Source organism: Parvibaculum lavamentivorans DS-1, from assembly GCF_000017565.1.
Classification (GTDB): Bacteria; Pseudomonadota; Alphaproteobacteria; order Parvibaculales; family Parvibaculaceae; genus Parvibaculum; species Parvibaculum lavamentivorans.
This window is the reverse complement of record NC_009719.1, coordinates 3583176-3602750: the sequence shown is the minus strand read 5'-3', so window position 1 is coordinate 3602750 and position 19575 is coordinate 3583176. Positions and strand designations below refer to the sequence as shown.

The following is a 19575-nucleotide window of genomic DNA, read 5'->3' as shown; positions in this document are numbered from 1 at the left end:
GCACCCCATAGCCAACACTCGACAGCGCCGACACGATATATTCCCTCCCACAGTGAATCGAGCACCTGTCACCGCGAGGAGAATGGAAGATTCAAACCTGCGATAGACCGGCGGCAGCATAGTGCCCGAGCCCTGATCAACCGGGTAGTGCTTATCGCACCTGTTATCCAAAACCGAACAGATCGCGTTCATAGACAATGCCTCTCGCCAACCCGAGCTTCATCGCCGGCGTCGCTTTCTCTTTGCCTCGCGGCAGCATGTAGTTGTGATAGAAGCGCAGGATCGTCGCAAGCTTGGGCACCATCTCGGGATTGTAGAAGCTGTAGGCGTGCCAGATGCGCTGCCTGTTCGAGGCCGTGGGAAGGCCGCGCTCGAAGCCCGCGATGCGGCGGCGGGCAAGGTTGAAATAGGCGTCGACCGGATGGATGCTTGCGCGCGTCATGAACTTCGCGAGTCCGTCCCAGTCCATCAGGCCGATATCCGTTTTCAGCCGGATGGTCTTTTCCGGCTCCGCCTTGGAATGATATGGCCAGTCCAGGCCAATTGTCGCCAGCATCTTGCCGCGCGCCGGTTGCGGACCCGGGCCGCAGGTGAGGCGAAGGATGTGGACCGCAAGCGCTTCCTCGTCTTCGATATCGGGATACTCGACCTGGATTTGCGCAATCTCGGCCGCGAAGCGCTTCAGCTCCTCGCGGTAGCGCTTGCGGCCTTCAACCGCCAGTGCCGCCCGCTCATCGTTGGTCAGGCCTTTCGAGAATGAAATCTCCGCGATATTGACCTTGCCGGCTTTCACCTCATCGACCAAAAGCGCCGCGATTGCATTTGCAAGTCCCGATTCCGCATCGACGCAGAAATTCGCAACGCGATACGAGCGTCCGACCAGCTTCCTGACGAGCATCATATGGGCGTAGTGGAAGATGTCGCCCCGCACACGCGAGCCCCGGCCGGGCAGTTCGTATTTGCCGCCAGCAGCCAGGTCTTCCCTCGTGAAGATGTGCGGCAAGCGTTTCACGACCGATGCCCGGTATTCGCTCGCTGGCCAGAGGCGCGCGAACCGGCGCATCGACCGGGGCCTGGCGAAGTCGCCCGCGGCGTCCATGGCCTTCTCCAGCTCGTCCGGGTCGACATCCGGGTCGTAATCGATGGTTGCCGCCACCACGAACTGCGATGATTTGTGAACGGTCGCCATGTGAAGGAGCGGGACTGTTCCTCGCCGGTTCTTGATCGGCCAGTTCACAAGGATTGTCTGGGCGTCGGTCGAGAAGAAGGGCTCCTTGCCGTCGAAGCACTGGTGAAGCCGCGCTTCCCGCTCTCCGGCGAAGGCCAGGCATTGGTTGAAGAGGAAATCTATCTTGGAATGGATGTGCGGAAAGGTGACCTGCGCTGTTTCGCATAGCCGGCTCATGGCCATCTTGTTCACCAGCCCGCGCATGATGGCGCCCGTCTTGTCCGTCTTCTTGTGCCGCCTGGTGGGAAGCCCGATGGAAAAGGTCTTGCGACAGGCCTTGCATTGATAGCGGGCATCGCCCTTCGCGGTCTTCCCGAACAGTCTGTAGGCGGACGGCATCAGGCCTATCGGGAGCCGATGATTGCCGCAGACGGCATTCGGACAGGTTTCCCGTTTTGTTCTCCTATACAGGTCCGAGAGGCGGGAATACTCTTCCGCTATCGCGTGATTTGATTTGATCGCGTGGGCAAGACCGCAAGCCGGGCAGAAGAACGAGCGGTCATCGCCCGCGCCTGTAATCTTCCCGTGAGGCTGATTTCCGGGAGACGGGCTTTGGCCGGTGCGCCGATACGGGTCCGGCGCAATGCCGAACAGCCGGCATTGCGCGTTGCGGCAGAAATTGACCGAAAACACCCCTACATTGCGAGGGAGGCGGCGCGTTTGCGCTCTCGAAGATTTCTTCGGGGCATTTGCCGCCGGTATCGACTCGCCCTCGGACACTAAGCCCCCGATTCAAAACAGGAAACGCCGACAGGTTACTGTCGGCGCTCCGTCGAATCAACATTTAGCTTAGGGGCTGGCCCCGAGGAGCGCCCTTTTGAAGTTCGTTCGCGGATGAAAAGGCTTATTCCTTGGCGTCTTCTTCTTCGCCGGCGGCCTCTTCTTCCTCGTCGCCCGGAGCCAGTTCTTCGGACTCGAAGAATTCCGCCGCCTCGACGGCCTCTTCTTCCTCATCGTCCCGGCGCTGTGTCAGGTCTTCGCCCGCGGCCTGGCGTTCGGCCTCTTCCTGCGTGCGCGCCACGTTGATGGCGATCGTGGCCGAGACTTCCGGGTGCAGCACGATGCGCACATCGTGAAGCCCGATCGTCTTGATCGGCTTGTCGAGAACCACCTGGTTGCGGGCCGCTGTGAAGCCGCCATCCGTCATCGCCGTGGCGATGTCGCGCGTGCTCACCGAACCGTACAGGATGCCGGTTTCGCCGGCCTGGCGCAGAATGATGAAGGACTGGCCGTGAACCTTGGTGTGAACCTGTTCGGCTTCCTTCTTCAGCTCCAGGTTGCGGGCTTCAAGCTGCGCCCGCTGTCCTTCGAAGCGTTCGATATTCGCCTTCGTTGCCCGCAGCGCCTTTTTACGGGGCAGCAGGAAGTTGCGCGCGAAGCCGTCCTTTACTTTGACGACATCGCCCATTTGACCGAGCTTTTCCACCCGTTCCAGAAGTACGACTTGCATCGTGGTGTCTCCTTTACCGGGCCTAGCTGATCACGTAGGGGATGAGCGCGAGGAAGCGCGCCCGCTTGATGGCGCGTGCAAGCTCGCGCTGCTTCTTGGCCGAAACGGCCGTGATGCGCGAAGGAACGATCTTGCCGCGTTCGGAAATGTAGCGCTGAAGCAGCTTCACATCCTTGTAGTCGATCTTCGGGGCGTTGGCGCCGGAGAACGGGCAGGTCTTGCGGCGGCGGAAGAAGGGCCGGCGCGCGGGCTGTGCTGAAGTGCTCATTATTCCTGACCTCCATCCGAATTGTCATCGCGGCGCGGGCGCTCGCGGTCGCCGAAGCGGCTGCTGCCGCGGTCGCCACGATCGCCACGGTCGCGATCGCCGAAGCGGTCGCCGCCACGGCGGTCACCGCGGTCGCCACGATCGCCGCGGCTCTGCATCATCGCGGAGGGTTCGGTTTCGTGTTCTTCGACACGGACCGTGATGAAGCGCAGTACGTCTTCGCTGATGCCCATCTGGCGTTCCATCTCGGCCACGGCCGCATGCGGCGCGTCGATGTTCACCAGCGTGTAGTGGCCCTTGCGGTTCTTCTTCACCTTGAATGCAAGGTTGCGAAGACCCCAATATTCGGTCTTGCCGACCTGGCCGCCCTGTTCCTTGATGATGTTCGAGAACTGCTCGGTGAGAGCCTCGACCTGTTGCTGCGACACGTCCTGCCGCGCAATGAATATATGCTCGTAAAGAGCCATTGAGCCTTTTCCTTTTTTAACCGGCCCCGGCGCAAAGCCCCCTTTGAGCCCATAGGCTCGAAAGGACCACCAAAGAAGCGGAGACACCGGAACCCGGGGTTCGACCCCTGCCGCCTCTCGCGAAGCGGTATTCCGTTCAGCCTCCAGCCGAAGCCTTCAGAAGCCGCGCAATATACGGAAAAGGCCCGGCGAAGCAAGGCTTATGTCCTTGTCGGGTCGGCTTGACTTGAGGCGGGCACGGGGTATCACTTGGCGCTCATCAGCCGGCACGGGCCGGGGGCACAGAAGACCGGGAATCCGCCAGTTTTGGCGGCGCCGGCGCGAGTCAGGGAGCAGGGATGTCGAGAGCTTTCACCTTTCCGGGACAGGGGTCGCAGGCGGTCGGCATGGGCCGTGAACTGGCGGAAGCCTTTGCCCCCGCGCGCGAGGTCTTCGACGAGGTAAACGACGCACTTGGCGAAAACCTCTCGAAGCTGATGTGGGAAGGGCCGCAGGAAGAGCTGACCCTGACGGAAAACGCCCAACCGGCGATCATGGCCGTCAGCCTCGCCGTTATCCGCACGCTGGAGCGGGAAGGCGGCTTCAGCCTTGCCGGCAAGGCAGCTTTCGTCGCAGGCCACTCCCTGGGCGAATATTCGGCCCTGGCGGCCGCGGGCGCCTTCACACTGGCTGATACGGCCCGCCTCCTGAAGCGGCGCGGCCTTGCCATGCAGCGCGCCGTGCCGGTGGGCGAGGGCGCCATGGCGGCGCTGCTCGGCCTCGAGTTCGAGCAGGCGGCAGAGGTTGCGGCAGAGGCGGCTCAGGGCGAGGTTTGCGCCGCAGCCAACGATAATGGCGGCGGCCAGGTTGTCGTCTCCGGCGCCAAGGCGGCGGTCGAACGGGCCATCGAAATTGCCAAGACCAAAGGCGCGAAGCGCAGCATGCTGCTGCCCGTCAGCGCCCCCTTTCATTGCTCCCTGATGCAGCCGGCGGCCGACGAGATGGCCGAGGCGCTCGCCGCGGTCGACATCAAGGCGCCCTCCGTCCCGCTCGTCGCGAATGTCACCGCTTCCCGCGTCGCCGATCCGGCCACCATCCGGGATTTGCTGGTGCAGCAGGTCACGGGCATGGTCCGCTGGCGCGAAAGCGTTCTTTATATGGAAGCGCAGGGCGTCGTGAATTTCGTCGAGGTGGGCGCGGGCAAGGCGCTTTCCGGCATGGTGAAGCGCATCGTCAAGGAAGCCGACCTCGTTTCCGTCGGCACGCCGGCCGATGTCGAGGCGTTTCTCAAAACGCTCTGATCAAAAGGAACCCCTATGTTCGATCTTACAGGCAGGAACGCGCTGGTCACGGGCGCATCGGGCGGCATCGGTTCCGATATCGCACGTGTTTTTCATGCGCAGGGCGCGACGGTCGCCTTGTCGGGAACACGCAGGGAGGCGCTGGATGCCCTGGCATCCGAACTCGGGGATCGCGTGCATGTATTGCCATGCAATCTTTCCGACGGAGCCGCCGTCGACGCGCTGCCGAAGCAGGCCGAAGAGGCCATGGGCACGCTGGATATCCTCATCAACAATGCCGGCCTGACGCGCGACAATCTTTTCATGCGGATGAAGGATGAAGAGTGGGATGAAGTCATCCGCGTCAACCTCACCGCCGCTTTCCGTCTCTCGCGCGGCGTCCTGCGCGGCATGATGAAGCGCCGCTGGGGCCGCATCATCGGCATCACCTCCGTTGTCGGTATCACGGGCAATCCGGGGCAGGGGAACTATGCGGCATCCAAGGCCGGCATGATCGGCATGACGAAGTCTTTGGCACAGGAAGTGGCGAGCCGTAACATAACGGCGAACTGCATCGCGCCGGGCTTCATCCGCAGTGCCATGACCGATGCATTGAACGAGGAACAGCAGGGACGCATTATGTCCACGATTCCCGCTGCGCGCCTCGGCGAGGGTGCCGAAATCGCCGCGGCGGCAGTCTTTCTCGCAAGCGAGGAAGCCGCCTATGTCACGGGTCAGACCCTTCACGTCAATGGCGGCATGGCAATGATCTAGCTATGAAGGTCTTGCCAAGCTGCGGAAATATAAGCAGTTTCAGGAGTATAGTAGGATATTCGGCGCCTCCGCGTTCTCTGGCACAGCGCCGAAAAGTGTGTTACCTAAACCCTCGATTTGGCTTGCGGTCCGGCCTTGAAATGGGCCAGAAGAGGGGCATCCTTTCCTCCGAATTCGATCACATCCAGTCCTCGATGCCTGAAGCGAGCAGCGGGATGTGCGAGGTCGGTTAAAACCATAAGATCTGAGGACTTAAAATGAGTGATATCGCTGAACGCTTGAAGAAGATCGTGGTCGAGCACCTGGGTGTCGACGCGGATAAGGTCACCGAGAACGCGAGCTTCATCGATGATCTGGGCGCGGACAGTCTCGACAACGTCGAGCTGGTGATGGCGTTCGAAGAAGAATTCGGCGTGGAAATTCCCGACGATGCCGCCGAGAAAATCCTTACCGTCAAGGACGCCATTGAGTTCGTCAAAGCGAACGCCAAGTCCTGATCTGCTGATCGAATAACGGGGGCTGGGTGCTATGGTGCGCCCGGCCCCTGCCTTCTTAGGTTCGTTCCGGCCTCCGGACTTCAAGGTGGAGTGTTGTCGATATGAGGCGAGTTGTCGTCACGGGTGTGGGTATGGTGTCGCCGCTGGGCTGCGGCGTCGAAACCACTTGGAACCGGATGCTCAAGGGTGAATCCGGAGCCCGCAAGATCGAGAAGTTCGACGTCTCCGATCTCCCCTGCAAGATCGCCATGCCGGTTCCACGCGAGGGCGAAGGCGCTTTCAATCCCGACGACTGGATGGAGCCGAAGGAATCGAAGCGTGTCGACGACTTCATCGTCTACGCCATGTCCGCCGCTACTCAGGCTCTGAGCGATGCGGGCTGGAAGCCGGAAACCGAAGAAGAAAAGTGCCGCACCGGCACCATGATCGGCTCGGGCATCGGCGGTCTCGAAGGCATTGCCGAAGAAGCCTACACCCTGCGCGACAAGGGTCCGCGCCGCGTCAGCCCCTTCTTCATCACCGGCCGTCTCATCAACCTCGCCTCCGGTTACGTCTCCATAAAGCACGGCCTCAAGGGGCCGAACCATTCCGTCGTCACGGCCTGCTCGACCGGCGCTCATGCCATTGGCGATGCGGCGCGTCTGATCATGCTCGATGACGCGGATGTGATGGTCGCCGGCGGCGCCGAATCCGCGATTTGCCGCATCGGCATCGCGGGCTTCGCGGCCTGCCGCGCCCTCTCCACCGGCTTCAACGACACGCCGGAGCGCGCCTCGCGTCCCTATGACAGCGATCGCGACGGCTTCGTCATGGGTGAAGGCGCCGGCGTCGTCGTCCTCGAGGAATACGAGCACGCCAAGGCCCGTGGCGCGAAGATTTACGGTGAAGTCGTCGGCTATGGCCTCTCGGGCGATGCCTATCACGTGACGGCGCCGCCGGAAGATGGTGACGGCGGTTTCCGCTCGATGCAGGCCGCGCTCAAGCGTGCCGGCATTTCGCCTTCCGATCTCGACTACATCAACGCCCACGGTACCTCGACCATGGCGGACACGATCGAGCTCGGGGCCGTCACGCGCCTTCTGGGCAATGCCGTTGAAACGGTTTCGATGTCGTCGACCAAATCGTCGGTCGGCCACCTGCTTGGCGCGGCCGGCGCCGTGGAGGCGATTTTCTGCCTGCTCGCCATGCGCGACAGCAAGCTGCCGCCGACGATCAACCTCGACAATCCCTCGGTGGACACAAGGATCGACCTCGTGCCCAACAAGGCGCGCGACAAGAAAGTGAACTACGCCTTGAGCAATTCCTTCGGCTTCGGGGGTACCAACGCGTCGCTGGTGCTGAAAAAGGTTGATGGTTGACGAACGGGGACGATACGCCGGACGCGTCTGAGCAAGCCTCTGCGCCGAAGAAGTCGCGGTTGGGCCGCTATCTTCTGCTTTCCGCGCTCGTCCTGCCGCTCCTCGCTGCCCTTCTGGCTGCAAGTATTTTTCTGTACGGGAAATACCGGTTCGAGGCGCACGGGCCGCATGAGGAAGCCGTCGTCGTCCTGCTTGCGCCCGGTACAGGCGTCCGCGCCATCGCGTCGCTGCTGGACCGGGAAGGCGTTATTTCCGACCCCATGATCTTCCTCGCCGGTGTCCGCTTCCACCGCGCGGAGGGAGACCTCAAGGCCGGCGAATACCGCATACCCGCCCACGCCAGCATGGCCGCGATCATGGGCATTCTGCGCGAAGGCCGCTCGATACTTCACCGCATCACCATCCCCGAAGGCTTGACCAGCGAGCAGGCAATGCTGCTCGTCGCCGCCAATCCTGTGCTGCTCGGCGAGATGCCGCCCGTCCCCGCGGAAGGCAAAATACTGCCCGAGACCTACAGCTTCACGCGCGGCGCCACGCGGGCGGAAATCGTTGCCGAGATGCAGAAAGCGGCGAGCGACCTGCTGGAGCGCTTGTGGGAAGCCCGCGCCGAAAATCTGCCGGTCAAAACGAAGGAAGAAGCGGTCATTCTCGCATCCATCGTGGAGAAGGAAACAGGCGTCGCTTCCGAGCGTCCCCGCGTCGCGGCCGTCTTCACCAATCGCCTGCGCAAGCCCATGCGCCTCCAGTCCGACCCCACGATCATCTACGGTCTGGTCGGAGGCAAAGGCGCTCTGGGCCGTCCGATCCGCCGTAGCGAGCTCGACCGGCTGACCCCCTATAACACCTATCTCGTGGACGGCCTGCCGCCGACGCCCATCTGCAATCCCGGCAAGGCCTCGCTCGAAGCGGTGCTCAATCCCCCCGATACCGATGAGTTCTATTTTGTTGCCGATGGCACCGGCGGCCACGCCTTCTCCCGTACGCTGGCCGAACATTTGGAGCGGGTCCGTGAATGGCGGCAGATCGAGCGCCAGAAGGCGCAGTAGGCCGTGCCGAACCGCGCTATAGTCGGGCAAAACCCGGGGAACGATTCTATGGAGGCTCAATGTCGCTTAACAGCATGACAGGCTTTGCCCGCGTCGAGGGCGCGGCCGGGCCTGCGCGCTGGCATTGGGAAATGCGCAGCGTGAACGGCAAGGGCCTTGATGCGCGGCTCCGTCTGCCCGCTGGTATGGACGCGCTGGAAGCGCCGCTCCGTACCGAGCTCGCGCGGCATTTGAAGCGCGGCAACTGCCAGATCACGCTGACGATCGACCGTGCGTCAGATGCGGTCCCGCTCCGCGTCAACAAGGAGGCGCTGCGGGTGGTGCTCGATGCCATCGCCGATCTTCAGCAGACGATGGAGGTGATGCCGCCCCGACCGGAAGGCATTCTCGCCCTCAAAGGTGTGCTGGAAAGCGCGGAGACTGTCGAGGAAAGCGACGAGGCGAAACAGGCATTCGAGGCGGCGCTGATCGAGTCCTTCAAGGCGGCGGCGGCAGCGCTTGCCGCCGCACGTGCGCAGGAGGGCGCAAAGCTTGAGGCAATTCTGCGTGCCCAGGTAGATGAAATCGAACGGCTGACGCGCGAAGCGGCGGCTTGTCCCGCGGCAGCGCCGGAAGCCATCCGCGCTCGTCTCGCGGCCCAGGTGAATGATCTGCTCGGCGCTTCATCCGTCTCCGAAGAACGTCTTTCTCAGGAAGTGGCGCTGCTGGCCACCAAGGCGGATATCCGCGAGGAGCTGGACCGCCTGATGGCGCACGTCTCCCAGGCGCGTGAACTCATCGACGGAAGTGAAGCTGTGGGCCGCCGCCTCGATTTCCTCACACAGGAGTTCAATCGCGAGGCGAACACCCTCTGTTCCAAGGCTTCCGATGTGAGCCTGACGCGCATAGGCCTCGATCTGAAAACGGTGATCGACCAGCTTCGTGAACAGATTCAAAACGTGGAGTGATCGGGGATGACGGAAATCGCCATTCATCGCCGTGGCCTGATGCTGGTTCTGTCGTCGCCCTCCGGCGCCGGAAAAACGACGCTTTCGCGCCGCCTCCTCGACAGCGACCCTGAAATCGAAATGTCCGTCTCCGCGACGACCCGCAAGCCGCGTCCGGGCGAAGTCGAAGGAAAGGACTATTTCTTTCTCGATACGGAAGATTTCGGCATTATGCGCAACAGGGGCGAATTCCTGGAAAGCGCGAAAGTCTTCGGCAACTACTACGGTACGCCGAAAAAGCCGGTAGAGGATGCACTTGCGCGCGGCCGCGACGTCCTGTTCGACATCGACTGGCAGGGAACGCAGCAACTGGATGAAAGCGCACCTGAGGATCTGGTGAAAGTCTTCATCCTCCCGCCCTCCGCGCAGGAGCTGGAAAAGCGGCTTGAGCGCCGCGCACAGGACCCCGCGGACATCGTCGCCGCCCGGATGGCCAAGGCGTCCGATGAAATAAGCCACTACCAGGAATATGAATACATCATCATCAATGATGATGTGGACAGGGCCTTCGCCGAATTGCAGGCGATCCTCCGCGCCGAGCGGCTTCGCCGGCGCCGGTTGACCGGCTTGTCCAACTTCGTGAAGCAGCTTCGCGAAGCACTGTAGGGGGAAGGGCGGATGACGAAAGTTGTGATATTGGCGGGTGGCCTCGGCACCCGCATTTCGGAGGAAAGCCAGCTCCGCCCGAAGCCCATGATCGAAATCGGCGGCCGCCCGATCCTGTGGCACATCATGAAAATCTACACCCATTTCGGGCATACCGATTTCGTCATCTGCGTCGGCTATCGCGGATATATGATCAAGGAATATTTCGCCAACTATGTCCTGCACTCGTCCGATGTGACGATTGATGCGGCAAACGGCGACATCGTCTTCCATCAAAAGGCGCGGGAGCCGTGGCGCGTCACGCTGGTGGATACAGGCGCGGACACATTGACCGGCGGGCGTTTGAAGCGGGTGCGCGACTATCTCGATCCCGGCGAAACCTTCTTCATGACCTATGGCGACGGCGTCGCGAATGTCGACATTGACGCTCTCCTCGCTTTCCACAAGAAGCACGGAAAGGAAGCAACGCTGACCAGCGTGATCCCGCCCGGCCGCTACGGCGCGCTCGAGCTGGAAGGCGATGTCGTGCAGCGTTTCATTGAAAAGCCCCCGGGCGACAATGCCTGGATCAATGGCGGCTTCTTCGCGCTCGAACCGTCGGTTCTCGACCGGATCGAAGGCGACGCAACCCCCTTTGAGAGCGAGCCGCTGATGGGGCTCGCGCGAGACCGGCAGCTCATGAGCTTTCGCCATGCCGGCTTCTGGCAGCCGATGGACACGCTGCGTGAAAAAAATCATCTGGAAGAACTGTGGGCCGGCGGAAACGCGCCATGGAAGGTCTGGAGGGATTAGGTGCGCATTGACGGGCTCGACAAGGATTTCTGGCGCGGCAAGCGCGTCCTGTTGACCGGACATACGGGCTTCAAGGGCTCGTGGGCGGCGCTTTGGCTCTCGCGTCTTGGTGCGGATGTGACGGGATTTGCGCTTGAGCCCGATGCCGAGCCCAATCTCTTCGCTCTGGCGCGGGTAGGGGAGGCGGTGCACTCGCATATCGGCGACCTGCGGGATGTGGAGGCCGTGCGCCGCGTCGTGGCCGATGCCGATCCGCAGATCGTGATCCACATGGCGGCTCAGCCTCTCGTCCGCCGTTCCTATGCCGATCCCGTGGAAACCTTCGCCGTGAACGTGATGGGCACCGTCAATCTTCTGCAGACGCTTCGCACCGTGAACGCCCTTCAAACTGTGCTCGTCGTGACGACCGACAAGGTCTACGAAAATGCCGAGCAGGGCATTTCCTTTTGCGAGGATGATCCTCTCGGAGGTCACGATCCCTATGCCGCGTCGAAGGCGGCAACGGAGCTCGTCGCCGCGTCTTATGCGCGCTCCTTCTTCGCCGCGCGCGGCGTCCGGCTGGCAACGGCGCGCGGCGGCAACGTGATCGGCGGCGGCGATTTTTCCGAAGACCGTCTGGTGCCGGATATCTGGCGGGCGCTTCGCAAGAACGAGCCGCTCCTCCTGCGCAATCCGGAGGCCGCCCGCCCATGGCAGCATGTGCTGGATTGCCTCTGCGGCTATTTCACCTTTGTGCGCGGGCTGGCCGATCTGCCGGATGCACCCGCCGCCCTCAATTTCGGTCCCCCGCACGATGCGCCCGTGCTCACCGTCGCCGAACTCGCAGGCGCGGTTCAGGCCGCGCTTGGCAGCGGCGCCATGTGGCAGCCGGCAGCTGACCGTGGTCCCCATGAGATGGCGACGCTGGAAATCGACAGCCGCCGCGCCCGCTCCCTCCTTGGCTGGCGGGACCAGCTCGCCGGCGCGCCCTGCGTCCAGTGGCTGGCGGACTGGTACCGCGCCTTCAACATGGATAGCGACATGCGCGCGGTCACGCTTGATCAGATTGCCGCTTACGAGGCGCTCTCTGCCAGGGTGGGGCAATCATGACCGGCCGCTTCGAAATCGTCGACACGCCGCTTGCGGGGCTGAAGCTGCTGCATCGCCGCCGGATGGGCGATGACAGGGGCTGGCTGGAGCGTCTGTTTTGCGCGGATGAGTTGGCGTCCGCTGGTTGGGTGTGGCCCATTGCCCAGATCAACCGCACACTGACCGTCAACAAGGGCACGGTGCGCGGTATGCATTTTCAACATCCGCCGCACGAAGAGGCTAAGCTCGTCACCTGCCTCAGGGGCGAAGTGCTGGACGTGGCGGTGGACCTCAGAAAAAACTCTCCCACCTATCTCGGATGGCACGGAGAAATTCTGTCGGGAAAGAATGCCGCAAGCCTTCTCATTCCGCCGGGATTTGCCCATGGCTTTCAGACGCTGACATCCGATGTCGAAATGTTCTATGTCCACTCCGCGCCCTACGCGCCGCAAGCTGAGGACGGGGTAAGGGCGGACGATCCGGCAATTGCCATTGCATGGCCGCTGGAGATCGCCGAGCGTTCGGAACGTGACCGGAATTTTTCATTGGTCGAAGAAAGAGAAGCAAAGTGAAGTGCCGTCATTGTGGAGCGCCGCTGGCCTTGTCGCTGATCGACCTCGGCTCCGCTCCGCCGTCAAACGCCTATCTGACCGCCGAAACGCTCAATGGTCCCGAGACCTGGTATCCGCTCCGCGTGCTCGTCTGCACCACTTGCTGGCTGGTCCAGACCGAAGACCATGCGGGCCGCGAAGAGTTGTTCTCCGCTGAATACGCCTATTTCAGCTCGACCTCGACAAGCTGGCTTGCTCATTCAAAGGCCTATGTCGGCGCGATGGTTGACCGTTTCGGCCTCGGCGCAGACAGCATGGTCGTGGAAGTGGCCGCCAATGATGGCTACCTGCTTCAATATGTGAAGGAGCGCGGCATCCCCTGTTACGGCGTCGAGCCGACGGCGAGCACCGCCGCGGCGGCGCGGGAAAAAGGGATCGAGATCGACGAACGCTTTTTCGGCGTTCAGCTCGCAACGGAACTTGCCGCAGCCGGCAGGCAGGCGGATCTCACGGCGGCAAACAACGTCCTTGCGCATGTGCCGGACATAAATGATTTCGTATCGGGCTTCGCCGCGCTGCTGAAGCCCTCGGGCGTATCCACTTTCGAATTCCCGCATCTGCTGAAGCTCGTTCAGGAAAACCAGTTCGACACGATCTACCACGAGCACTATTCCTACCTCTCCTTGACGGCGGTAAACCGCATCTTTGCCGCCAATGGCCTTCGGTGCTTCGACGTGGAGGAACTGCCGACACATGGCGGCAGCCTGCGCGTCTATGCGCAGCGCGCCGATAGCGGCCGGCATGAGGCCTCGCCGCGCCTCGCTGCCATGCTTGCCCGCGAAGAAGAATGCGGCGTCGCGAGCGAGAGCTTCTATGAAGGCTTCCAGGCCCGCGCCGGAAAAATGAAGGACGATTTCCTCGAATTCCTGATCGACGCAAAGCGAAAGGGATTGAAGGTCGGCGCCTATGGTGCGGCGGCGAAGGGAAACACCCTCATGAACTTCGCCGGCATCCGCCCCGATCTCATCCCCTATGTCGTGGACCGCGCCGCCGCGAAGCAAGGCAAGTTCATGCCCGGCAGCCGCATCCCGATCGTCGGCGAAGCCCGGATAAAACAGGACCGCCCGGACGTCATCGTCATCCTGCCCTGGAACATCCGCGAAGAGGTAATGGCGCAGCTCGCCTATGCGCGGGAATGGGGCGCCGTGTTCGTAACGGCCGTTCCCGAATTGACCGTCCAGCCGGGACGATAGGGAGCGGCGCATGGCGACGGTTACAATCGGTGTGCCTGTCTATAACGGCGCCGCCACGCTTGCGAAAAGCCTGGAGTGCCTGCGCACCCAAACCTACCGAGACATCGAGGTAATCGTCGCCGACAATGCGTCCACGGATGACAGCGCGGACATTGCTCAAGGCTTCGTCGACCGGGACCCGCGCTTCCGTCTCATCAGAAGGGATAGCAATATCGGCCCGGTGCCGAATTTCTTCTCTCTGCTTGGGGAAGCATCATCGGAACTCTTCATGTGGCGCGCCGACGATGATTGGTCGGATGCGGACTATATTGAAAAACTGAAAGAGCTCTTCGACAGGGACGCGAAGGTCCGGCTGGCGGCGAGCGAATGCCTCCTGGTTCGCCACAATGGCGAAGTCCTCGAAACAAGGAGCTTCTCCAGGCCGGAGAAGGGCTCGCGCATTCGCCGCATCGGACACGTTCTGATGCACCTCAGCTCGAACAGCATCTACGGCCTCTGGCACCGCAAAACCCTTGTGGAAATACTGGCGCGCACGCAGAAGAACTATCCCTACATATGGGCGTGGGATCATCTCGCAATGTTCCCGGTCATCCTCGCTGAAGGGGTCGCCGGGACAAATGAAACCCGGCTTTACGCCGGCCGGGACGTCGCCCGGAGATATTCCGCCAGCGAGCCCGCCGCGAAGATGTGGGAGATGCGGCGATCCTTCCGCGCCGCATGTTTCGCCGAAATGCGCATGCTCGACCTCACATTTTCGGAGCGCATACTTCTGTCAGTATACGTCATGCGATATGCGAATATCCGTGTGTACCGCTTCTGGAAAACGGTTCGCCGTCAGATTCGCGAGACGTTGGGCGTTGGCGGGAAGGCGTGAAGCGGGCGAGATAAAATTGGGAGGAAACCGGCAATTCTGCTAAAAATCCCCAAGTTTGGGTCGGCGATCGACGGGCGGCGAGCGTAAAAGATGCGAATATTGTTGACCGGAGCGTCCGGTTTCGTTGGCCGTCACGCGCTCGCGGCGCTCGTTCGGATGGGCGCCGAAGTTCATGCCGTATCGCGCCGCCGGCCGCCCGTGCCGGGGGACTACGCCTGGCATGAAGGCGACCTTCTGGTGGCGGGCGAGGCCGGAAGGGTGATGGAAGAAGTGCGCCCTGATCGGGTCCTTCATCTCGCCTGGTGCGTCGAACATGGAAAATTCTGGAACGACCCCGCCAACCTCGCATGGACGGCGGCGACACTTGAGCTGGCGGAAGCGGCGCGGCGGTCCGGCGTCGGCCGCTTCGTCGGGGTCGGCACCTGCTTCGAATATGATTGGCCGGAGGAGGGACTTTGCGACGAATTTTCGACCCCTCTCGCGGGCCACACTCTCTATGACACCTCCAAGGATGCAACTCGAAGGCTTCTTGCCGCCTTCTTCGAGGATGCGGGCATAGGCTTCTCCTGGGCGAGGCTGTTTTTCCTCTATGGACCGGATGAGTCGCCGGGCCGGCTTGTCTCGTCGATAGCCCGCTCTCTCCTGTCGGAGGAACCGGCCTTGTGCTCTCGCGGCTTGAGCGTGCGCGATTTCATGGATGTACGCGATTGCGGTCACGCGCTCGCGGTTTTGGCCTTGTCCGGCGTGGCAGGGCCAATCAACATAGCCACGGGCGAGGGAACAAGCGTTGCTGAAATTGCGACCATGATGGGGGAGATGGCCGGACGGCCGGACCTCATTCGCCTTGGCTCTCTGCCCGAACGTACAAACGAAGCGGCCCGCATTGTTGCCGCGACAGGAAGGCTGAAAGACGAACTTGGATTCAAGAGTGCACGCACGATCGAGCAGGGGCTCCGGGAAGCGTTGTCCTTTTGGCGCGGGGCCGTGAGGGGCGCGTGATCGGATGAGCGAGCAATGTCCAGTATGCGGAGGAAATTCCGTGACCGCTTTGGGGCGGCCGCAGGATATGCCGTTGCTCATGAACAAGGTCTATGCCTCGCCGGAGGCTGGGCGCGCCGCTGCCCGTGGCGTTCTCGATTTCGCGGCCTGCCGCCAGTGCGGCTTCACCTGGAACCGGGCCTTTGATGCCTCCCTCGTCATCTATGACGAGGAATACGAGAACGATCAGGCCTACTCGGCGGCCTTCCGGGATCACATGCAGGCGCGCGCGGAGGATGTAATCGCCGCCATACCTGCCGGAGAACCTGTCGACTATCTGGAAGTCGGGTGCGGGCAGGGGCGTTTCATCGCCTGTATTCAAGATGTGGCGGGCGGCCGCGTGCGCTCCGCCACCGGCTTCGATCCCGCCTGGCGTGGTGCCGATGGTGAGGGTGCATCGGGAAGCCGCCTGTACCGGAAATATTTTGAACCGGCAACCGCCGCACTGTTGCCTTATCCGCCCAATGCCGTTGTGACGCGTCACACCATCGAACATGTGCCGGATCCCGTTGGTTTTCTGACAACGATCAGAAGCGCGCTCGGCCCGGATTCGACGGCGCGCATATGGGTCGAGACGCCGTGCGTTTCCTGGATACTCGAAAACCGGGCCATGCAGGATTTCTTCTACGAGCATTGCTCCTTGTTCACGGCGGAATCCCTCGCTGCCGCTCTCCGCAAGGCCGGCTTCAAAGCGCCGCGCGTCACGCATGTTTTTGGCGGGCAGTATCTCTGGGCGGAAGCCTTCTGCGGCGGAGAGGACAATGAACCGTCGCTGGAGCGTCCGGCGGAGTTCGACTCGTTAGAGGGCGTCCGTCGCGATTTCATAGAGCACTGGCAATCGGAATTGCGTGCCGCGCGCAAGGAGGGGGTGGTTGCTCTCTGGGGTGCGGGCGCCAAGGGCGTCAGCTTCTCCGTCCTCATTGATCCTGACCACGACCTGATCGACCATGTGGTCGACATCAATCCGGCCAAGCAGGGATTTTACCTGCCGGGTTCAGGTTTGAGCGTCCTCTCCCCGGAAGAATCCGCCAAAAGGAATCCGGGCACGATTTTCGTTATGAATCCGAACTATATTCGGGAAGTTGCCGAGACCGCGCGCGAGGCGGGTATCTCCGGACGCTTGCTGCCCATCGAGTAGGAAAGCCTTATGAAGATAAGTATCGATACGGAATCCCGCACCATCGAAGTGGGAGACAACGAAAAACTCGATCTGTACAGCGACGCCGCTTTTCGTGTTCTGTCGGATCTCTGGGTCAAGGTCGGGTGGAATCAAAAATATTCCTACAGCTTTTCATGGCTCGGCGTTCCGATTATTCAGTTGCCGGAAGATATGATCCGCTTCCAGGAAGCGATCTTCGAGCTCAAACCCGACGTGATTATCGAGACGGGCGTCGCGCATGGCGGTTCGGCTATTTTCTCCGCCAGCCTGTGTCACCTGCTCGGTCATGGCCGCGTCGTTGCGGTGGATATTGAAATCCGGCCGAAAAACCGGCAGCGGATAGAAGCGCATCCCTTCGCGCATCTCATCACGCTCATCGAAGGCTCCTCCACTGCGCCGGAAATCGTTGAGCAAGTTCGCAGCCATATCAAACCCGGCGACAAGGTCGTGGTCGTCCTCGATTCCGATCATAGCTACAAGCATGTGACGGACGAACTGGCCGCCTATGCGCCCATGGTTTCGGAAGGCTCGTGGATTATCGCGACCGACGGCGTGATGCAGGACCTGCCGGATGTTCCGCGTGGCCAGCCGGGCTGGGACAAGGATAATCCGGCCGCTGCCGCGCGCGATTTCGTGGCCGCAAATCCGGGCTTTGTGCTGGAGACGCCGGCATGGCCGTTCAATGAATCCACACTCTCGGACAACATCACGCATTGGCCGGATGCCTGGGTCCGGCGCGCGGGAAAAGCGTGAGCCAATAAAAATGCAGGCCTCTGGCAGGGGCCTGCATTTTCACTGCTGGATATTTCCGGCGCCGGGCGCCTCGGTTTTGATTACGGCTTCAGGACGACGCGCCCCATCACGCTGCCTTTCCGCAAATCGTCGAGCGACTTCGACCCTTCGCCGAGGCGCCGCTCGCTGACCGGAATGGGATCGATCTTGCCGGCCTTCACCAGCTCCATCATCTCTTTCGTCTCGGTGAGCGATCCGACATAGGAACCGCCGATTGAAAGCGCGCGCATCGGGAACAGCGGAATCGGCATCGAGAAGCCGCCGCCGAAAAGCCCGACGACAATCACCTGGCCGCCCTTGCGCACAATGCTGGTGGCGAATTTGAGCGAAGCTTCCGAGCCGACGAAATCGACCGCCGCCGGCACGCCGCCATTGCTGTCCGCCAGCACCTTCTTGATCGCTTCGGGGTCTTTCGGATTGTAGACCTCATGCGCGCCCGCGCCCTTGGCCGACTGAAGCTTGTTGTCGTCCACATCGGCGCCAAGCGGCGCGGCGGGAAACATCGCCTTTGCGAATTGCAGGCCCATCATGCCGACGCCGCCGAGGCCGACCACCATCACGCGTTCTTCGGGGCTGATATCGCCGAGCTTCTTCATGGCGCCGTAAGCTGTGAGGCCGGAGCACATATAGGTCGCCGCCAGGCCGTCCGCGACGCCCTCATAGTCGAGCAGGTAGCGCGGATGCGGCACCAGCACATGCGTGGCGTAGCCGCCCGCAACCTGAATGCCGAGATTGCGCGGCTTGTTGCAGAGATGCTCGTCGCCGCGATTGCAGGTCGGGCATTCGCCGCAGCCGATCCACGGATAGGCAACCCGGTGGGCGCCGATCTCGACTTCCTTGGCGTCGGGGCCCGTCGCCACCACTTCGCCTTCGATCTCATGGCCCAGCGTGAATGGCAATTTGCGCCCGGCACGAACGTCCAGCTGGTTGCCGCCGCCCATGTCGAAATAGCCGTCATGGATATGCACATCCGAATGGCAAACCCCGCAATGGGTTACTTTGAGCAACACCTCCGTGCCTTTCGGCTGCGGTGTTTCTCCCTCCAGAATCTGGAGCGGCTGGCCATACTCGACGATTGCTTCGGATTTCATTTTGTTTTCCTTGCGGGATATTGGCGCCCTGAGAAGGACGATTCAGGCTCGAAGTTCTCGACAACGGCGAGGGGCTTCGTCCGGCAGATTTGAACTTAAGGATATACGTTGATCAGGGCCGCGACAATTTCCTTAGTGCGTCCAGATTGCCAAGGGCTGCCGCGCGCCTGTTGTGGTCGAATTTTACGGTCGCGAAGACCAGTCGCTGCAGGGCTTTCCGTTTCTCCGCATGGAAGTCAAAGGGAAGACCGTATTTTTGCATGACATAAGCCCTCGACAGCAGCTTCTTCTCATGCTTGAAGCGGATGATGTGCCGCGCGCCGCCGCTCGACCGCCCGAACTCATGATAGACCTCGGCTTCGGGAACATAGATGAGCGAATGGCCCGCTGATGTCAGCCTTCTGCAGATATCGTCGTCTTCGTAATAGAGAAAAATATTCTCGTCGAAGCCGCCGGCTGTTTCAAAAGCATCGCGGCGGCAGAGAATTGCCGCGCCGGTGAGAAGAGGAAGGCAGCAATTGCCCTCCGGTTCGGCGGGAGGATAAACAATCCCTTTTTTCAGTGGATGAAGTATCGATTGGAACCGCCATGTGCCGCCTCCCGCTCCGTCCACGAATTTTGGACCTGCGGCGCAGGCGCCCGGATTGTCGTCCACCGTGGAAAGCAATTTGTCCAACGCATCGTTCAGGAGAATGGCGTCGGGATTGAGGAACAGAATATAGTCACCGCGCGATTCCGCAGCGCCTAGATTGCACGCTGCGCCATAACCGAGATTCACTTCGCTTCTTATGCAGCGCGCGCCATTTTTCTCCGCGATGCGCAGGGAATCATCGGTGCTCGCATTGTCGACGACGATGACTTCCGGGCCTTGCGGAATAGATGTCAGGGCTCGCGCGATGACATCGGCACTGTTGAATGTCACCAGAACGACTGACACGTTTTTGCGAACGAATTTCAATAAAACTTTCCAGAGTCTCAGTATAGAAATGCATCCGCATTATGGAATGCCTGTCACTAT

At 61.5% G+C, this 19575-nt stretch carries 21 protein-coding genes; 15 read left to right on the top strand and 6 right to left on the bottom strand.

Annotation, left to right across the window (positions count from 1 at the left end; genetic code table 11):
- Window positions 1-163 precede the first annotated feature (163 nt).
- The 4 genes from PLAV_RS17095 to rpsF form a co-directional block, all read right to left on the bottom strand.
- Window positions 164-1948 carry a hypothetical protein gene (locus tag PLAV_RS17095; protein ID WP_012112299.1) on the bottom strand — a complete coding sequence of 595 codons (1785 nt, stop codon included), beginning with the start codon at window positions 1946-1948 and terminating at the stop codon, window positions 164-166.
- Between the two features lie 124 nt (window positions 1949-2072).
- Window positions 2073-2678 carry a 50S ribosomal protein L9 gene (gene rplI, locus PLAV_RS17090; protein ID WP_012112298.1) on the bottom strand — a complete coding sequence of 202 codons (606 nt, stop codon included), beginning with the start codon at window positions 2676-2678 and terminating at the stop codon, window positions 2073-2075.
- 22 nt (window positions 2679-2700) lie between these two features.
- A complete protein-coding gene (rpsR, locus tag PLAV_RS17085) occupies window positions 2701-2946 on the bottom strand; it encodes a 30S ribosomal protein S18 (RefSeq protein WP_012112297.1) in 246 nt (81 codons plus the stop codon).
- Window positions 2946-3413, bottom strand: coding sequence for a 30S ribosomal protein S6 (gene rpsF / locus PLAV_RS17080; protein WP_012112296.1), 468 nt, complete (start codon window positions 3411-3413; stop codon window positions 2946-2948). The genes rpsR and rpsF overlap by 1 nt, the downstream gene beginning before the upstream one ends.
- Before the next feature lie 338 nt (window positions 3414-3751).
- Between rpsF and fabD the strand changes: the two genes are divergently transcribed.
- The 15 genes from fabD to PLAV_RS17005 all read left to right on the top strand — a co-directional run bounded on the left by fabD (window position 3752) and on the right by PLAV_RS17005 (window position 17427).
- Window positions 3752-4693 carry an ACP S-malonyltransferase gene (gene fabD / locus PLAV_RS17075; protein WP_012112295.1) on the top strand — a complete coding sequence of 314 codons (942 nt, stop codon included), beginning with the start codon at window positions 3752-3754 and terminating at the stop codon, window positions 4691-4693.
- Between the two features lie 15 nt (window positions 4694-4708).
- Window positions 4709-5446, top strand: coding sequence for a 3-oxoacyl-[acyl-carrier-protein] reductase (gene fabG / locus PLAV_RS17070; RefSeq protein ID WP_012112294.1), 738 nt, complete (start codon window positions 4709-4711; stop codon window positions 5444-5446).
- A gap of 257 nt (window positions 5447-5703) precedes the next feature.
- Complete coding sequence (locus tag PLAV_RS17065; protein WP_012112293.1) at window positions 5704-5943, top strand: acyl carrier protein; 240 nt, start codon at window positions 5704-5706, stop codon at window positions 5941-5943.
- A 101-nt stretch (window positions 5944-6044) separates the two neighbouring features.
- On the top strand, window positions 6045-7301 hold the full coding sequence (fabF, locus tag PLAV_RS17060; protein WP_012112292.1) for a beta-ketoacyl-ACP synthase II: 1257 nt from the start codon (window positions 6045-6047) through the stop codon (window positions 7299-7301).
- Between the two features lie 59 nt (window positions 7302-7360).
- On the top strand, window positions 7361-8347 hold the full coding sequence (gene mltG / locus PLAV_RS17055) for an endolytic transglycosylase MltG (RefSeq protein ID WP_245545167.1): 987 nt from the start codon (window positions 7361-7363) through the stop codon (window positions 8345-8347).
- 59 nt (window positions 8348-8406) lie between these two features.
- Window positions 8407-9294, top strand: coding sequence for a YicC/YloC family endoribonuclease (locus PLAV_RS17050; protein WP_012112290.1), 888 nt, complete (start codon window positions 8407-8409; stop codon window positions 9292-9294).
- A 6-nt stretch (window positions 9295-9300) separates the two neighbouring features.
- Window positions 9301-9939 (top strand): guanylate kinase, encoded by a 639-nt coding sequence (gene gmk, locus PLAV_RS17045; protein WP_012112289.1) that lies wholly within the window; start codon window positions 9301-9303, stop codon window positions 9937-9939.
- A gap of 12 nt (window positions 9940-9951) precedes the next feature.
- Window positions 9952-10731, top strand: coding sequence for a glucose-1-phosphate cytidylyltransferase (rfbF, locus tag PLAV_RS17040; protein WP_012112288.1), 780 nt, complete (start codon window positions 9952-9954; stop codon window positions 10729-10731).
- A complete protein-coding gene (rfbG, locus tag PLAV_RS17035; RefSeq protein WP_012112287.1) occupies window positions 10732-11820 on the top strand; it encodes a CDP-glucose 4,6-dehydratase in 1089 nt (362 codons plus the stop codon).
- On the top strand, window positions 11817-12371 hold the full coding sequence (locus PLAV_RS17030) for a dTDP-4-dehydrorhamnose 3,5-epimerase family protein (protein ID WP_012112286.1): 555 nt from the start codon (window positions 11817-11819) through the stop codon (window positions 12369-12371). The genes rfbG and PLAV_RS17030 overlap by 4 nt, the downstream gene beginning before the upstream one ends.
- On the top strand, window positions 12368-13603 hold the full coding sequence (locus PLAV_RS17025) for a class I SAM-dependent methyltransferase (protein WP_041536095.1): 1236 nt from the start codon (window positions 12368-12370) through the stop codon (window positions 13601-13603). Before PLAV_RS17030 ends, PLAV_RS17025 begins: the two co-directional genes overlap by 4 nt.
- A 10-nt stretch (window positions 13604-13613) precedes the next feature.
- Window positions 13614-14477, top strand: coding sequence for a glycosyltransferase family 2 protein (locus tag PLAV_RS19130; protein WP_012112284.1), 864 nt, complete (start codon window positions 13614-13616; stop codon window positions 14475-14477).
- 90 nt (window positions 14478-14567) lie between these two features.
- Window positions 14568-15476, top strand: a complete 909-nt coding sequence (locus PLAV_RS17015; RefSeq protein WP_012112283.1) for an NAD-dependent epimerase/dehydratase family protein — start codon at window positions 14568-14570, stop codon at window positions 15474-15476.
- 79 nt (window positions 15477-15555) lie between these two features.
- A complete protein-coding gene (locus PLAV_RS17010) occupies window positions 15556-16653 on the top strand; it encodes a class I SAM-dependent methyltransferase (protein WP_168713215.1) in 1098 nt (365 codons plus the stop codon).
- 9 nt (window positions 16654-16662) lie between these two features.
- Complete coding sequence (locus PLAV_RS17005; RefSeq protein WP_012112281.1) at window positions 16663-17427, top strand: cephalosporin hydroxylase family protein; 765 nt, start codon at window positions 16663-16665, stop codon at window positions 17425-17427.
- Between the two features lie 80 nt (window positions 17428-17507).
- Here the strand turns inward: PLAV_RS17005 and PLAV_RS17000 are convergent, their stop codons facing one another.
- Together PLAV_RS17000 and PLAV_RS16995 are read right to left on the bottom strand one after the other, a co-directional pair.
- Window positions 17508-18557 (bottom strand): alcohol dehydrogenase, encoded by a 1050-nt coding sequence (locus tag PLAV_RS17000; RefSeq protein ID WP_012112280.1) that lies wholly within the window; start codon window positions 18555-18557, stop codon window positions 17508-17510.
- A 112-nt stretch (window positions 18558-18669) separates the two neighbouring features.
- Complete coding sequence (locus PLAV_RS16995; protein WP_049767823.1) at window positions 18670-19515, bottom strand: glycosyltransferase family 2 protein; 846 nt, start codon at window positions 19513-19515, stop codon at window positions 18670-18672.
- Window positions 19516-19575 lie beyond the last annotated feature (60 nt).

Bases quoted from the DNA above. Each gene is read 5' to 3' on its own strand.
- rplI (WP_012112298.1), bottom strand. From the start codon at position 2,678: ATGCAAGTCGTACTTCTGGAACGGGTGGAAAAGCTCGGTCAAATGGGC.
- fabG (WP_012112294.1), top strand. From the start codon at position 4,709: ATGTTCGATCTTACAGGCAGGAACGCGCTGGTCACGGGCGCATCGGGC.
- PLAV_RS19130 (WP_012112284.1), top strand. From the start codon at position 13,614: ATGGCGACGGTTACAATCGGTGTGCCTGTCTATAACGGCGCCGCCACG.
- rpsF (WP_012112296.1), bottom strand. From the start codon at position 3,413: ATGGCTCTTTACGAGCATATATTCATTGCGCGGCAGGACGTGTCGCAG.
- rpsR (WP_012112297.1), bottom strand. From the start codon at position 2,946: ATGAGCACTTCAGCACAGCCCGCGCGCCGGCCCTTCTTCCGCCGCCGC.
- PLAV_RS17000 (WP_012112280.1), bottom strand. From the start codon at position 18,557: ATGAAATCCGAAGCAATCGTCGAGTATGGCCAGCCGCTCCAGATTCTG.
- PLAV_RS17050 (WP_012112290.1), top strand. From the start codon at position 8,407: ATGTCGCTTAACAGCATGACAGGCTTTGCCCGCGTCGAGGGCGCGGCC.
- PLAV_RS17065 (WP_012112293.1), top strand. From the start codon at position 5,704: ATGAGTGATATCGCTGAACGCTTGAAGAAGATCGTGGTCGAGCACCTG.
- rfbF (WP_012112288.1), top strand. From the start codon at position 9,952: ATGACGAAAGTTGTGATATTGGCGGGTGGCCTCGGCACCCGCATTTCG.
- PLAV_RS17015 (WP_012112283.1), top strand. From the start codon at position 14,568: ATGCGAATATTGTTGACCGGAGCGTCCGGTTTCGTTGGCCGTCACGCG.
- fabF (WP_012112292.1), top strand. From the start codon at position 6,045: ATGAGGCGAGTTGTCGTCACGGGTGTGGGTATGGTGTCGCCGCTGGGC.
- fabD (WP_012112295.1), top strand. From the start codon at position 3,752: ATGTCGAGAGCTTTCACCTTTCCGGGACAGGGGTCGCAGGCGGTCGGC.
- PLAV_RS17030 (WP_012112286.1), top strand. From the start codon at position 11,817: ATGACCGGCCGCTTCGAAATCGTCGACACGCCGCTTGCGGGGCTGAAG.
- gmk (WP_012112289.1), top strand. From the start codon at position 9,301: ATGACGGAAATCGCCATTCATCGCCGTGGCCTGATGCTGGTTCTGTCG.
- PLAV_RS17005 (WP_012112281.1), top strand. From the start codon at position 16,663: ATGAAGATAAGTATCGATACGGAATCCCGCACCATCGAAGTGGGAGAC.
- PLAV_RS17010 (WP_168713215.1), top strand. From the start codon at position 15,556: ATGAACAAGGTCTATGCCTCGCCGGAGGCTGGGCGCGCCGCTGCCCGT.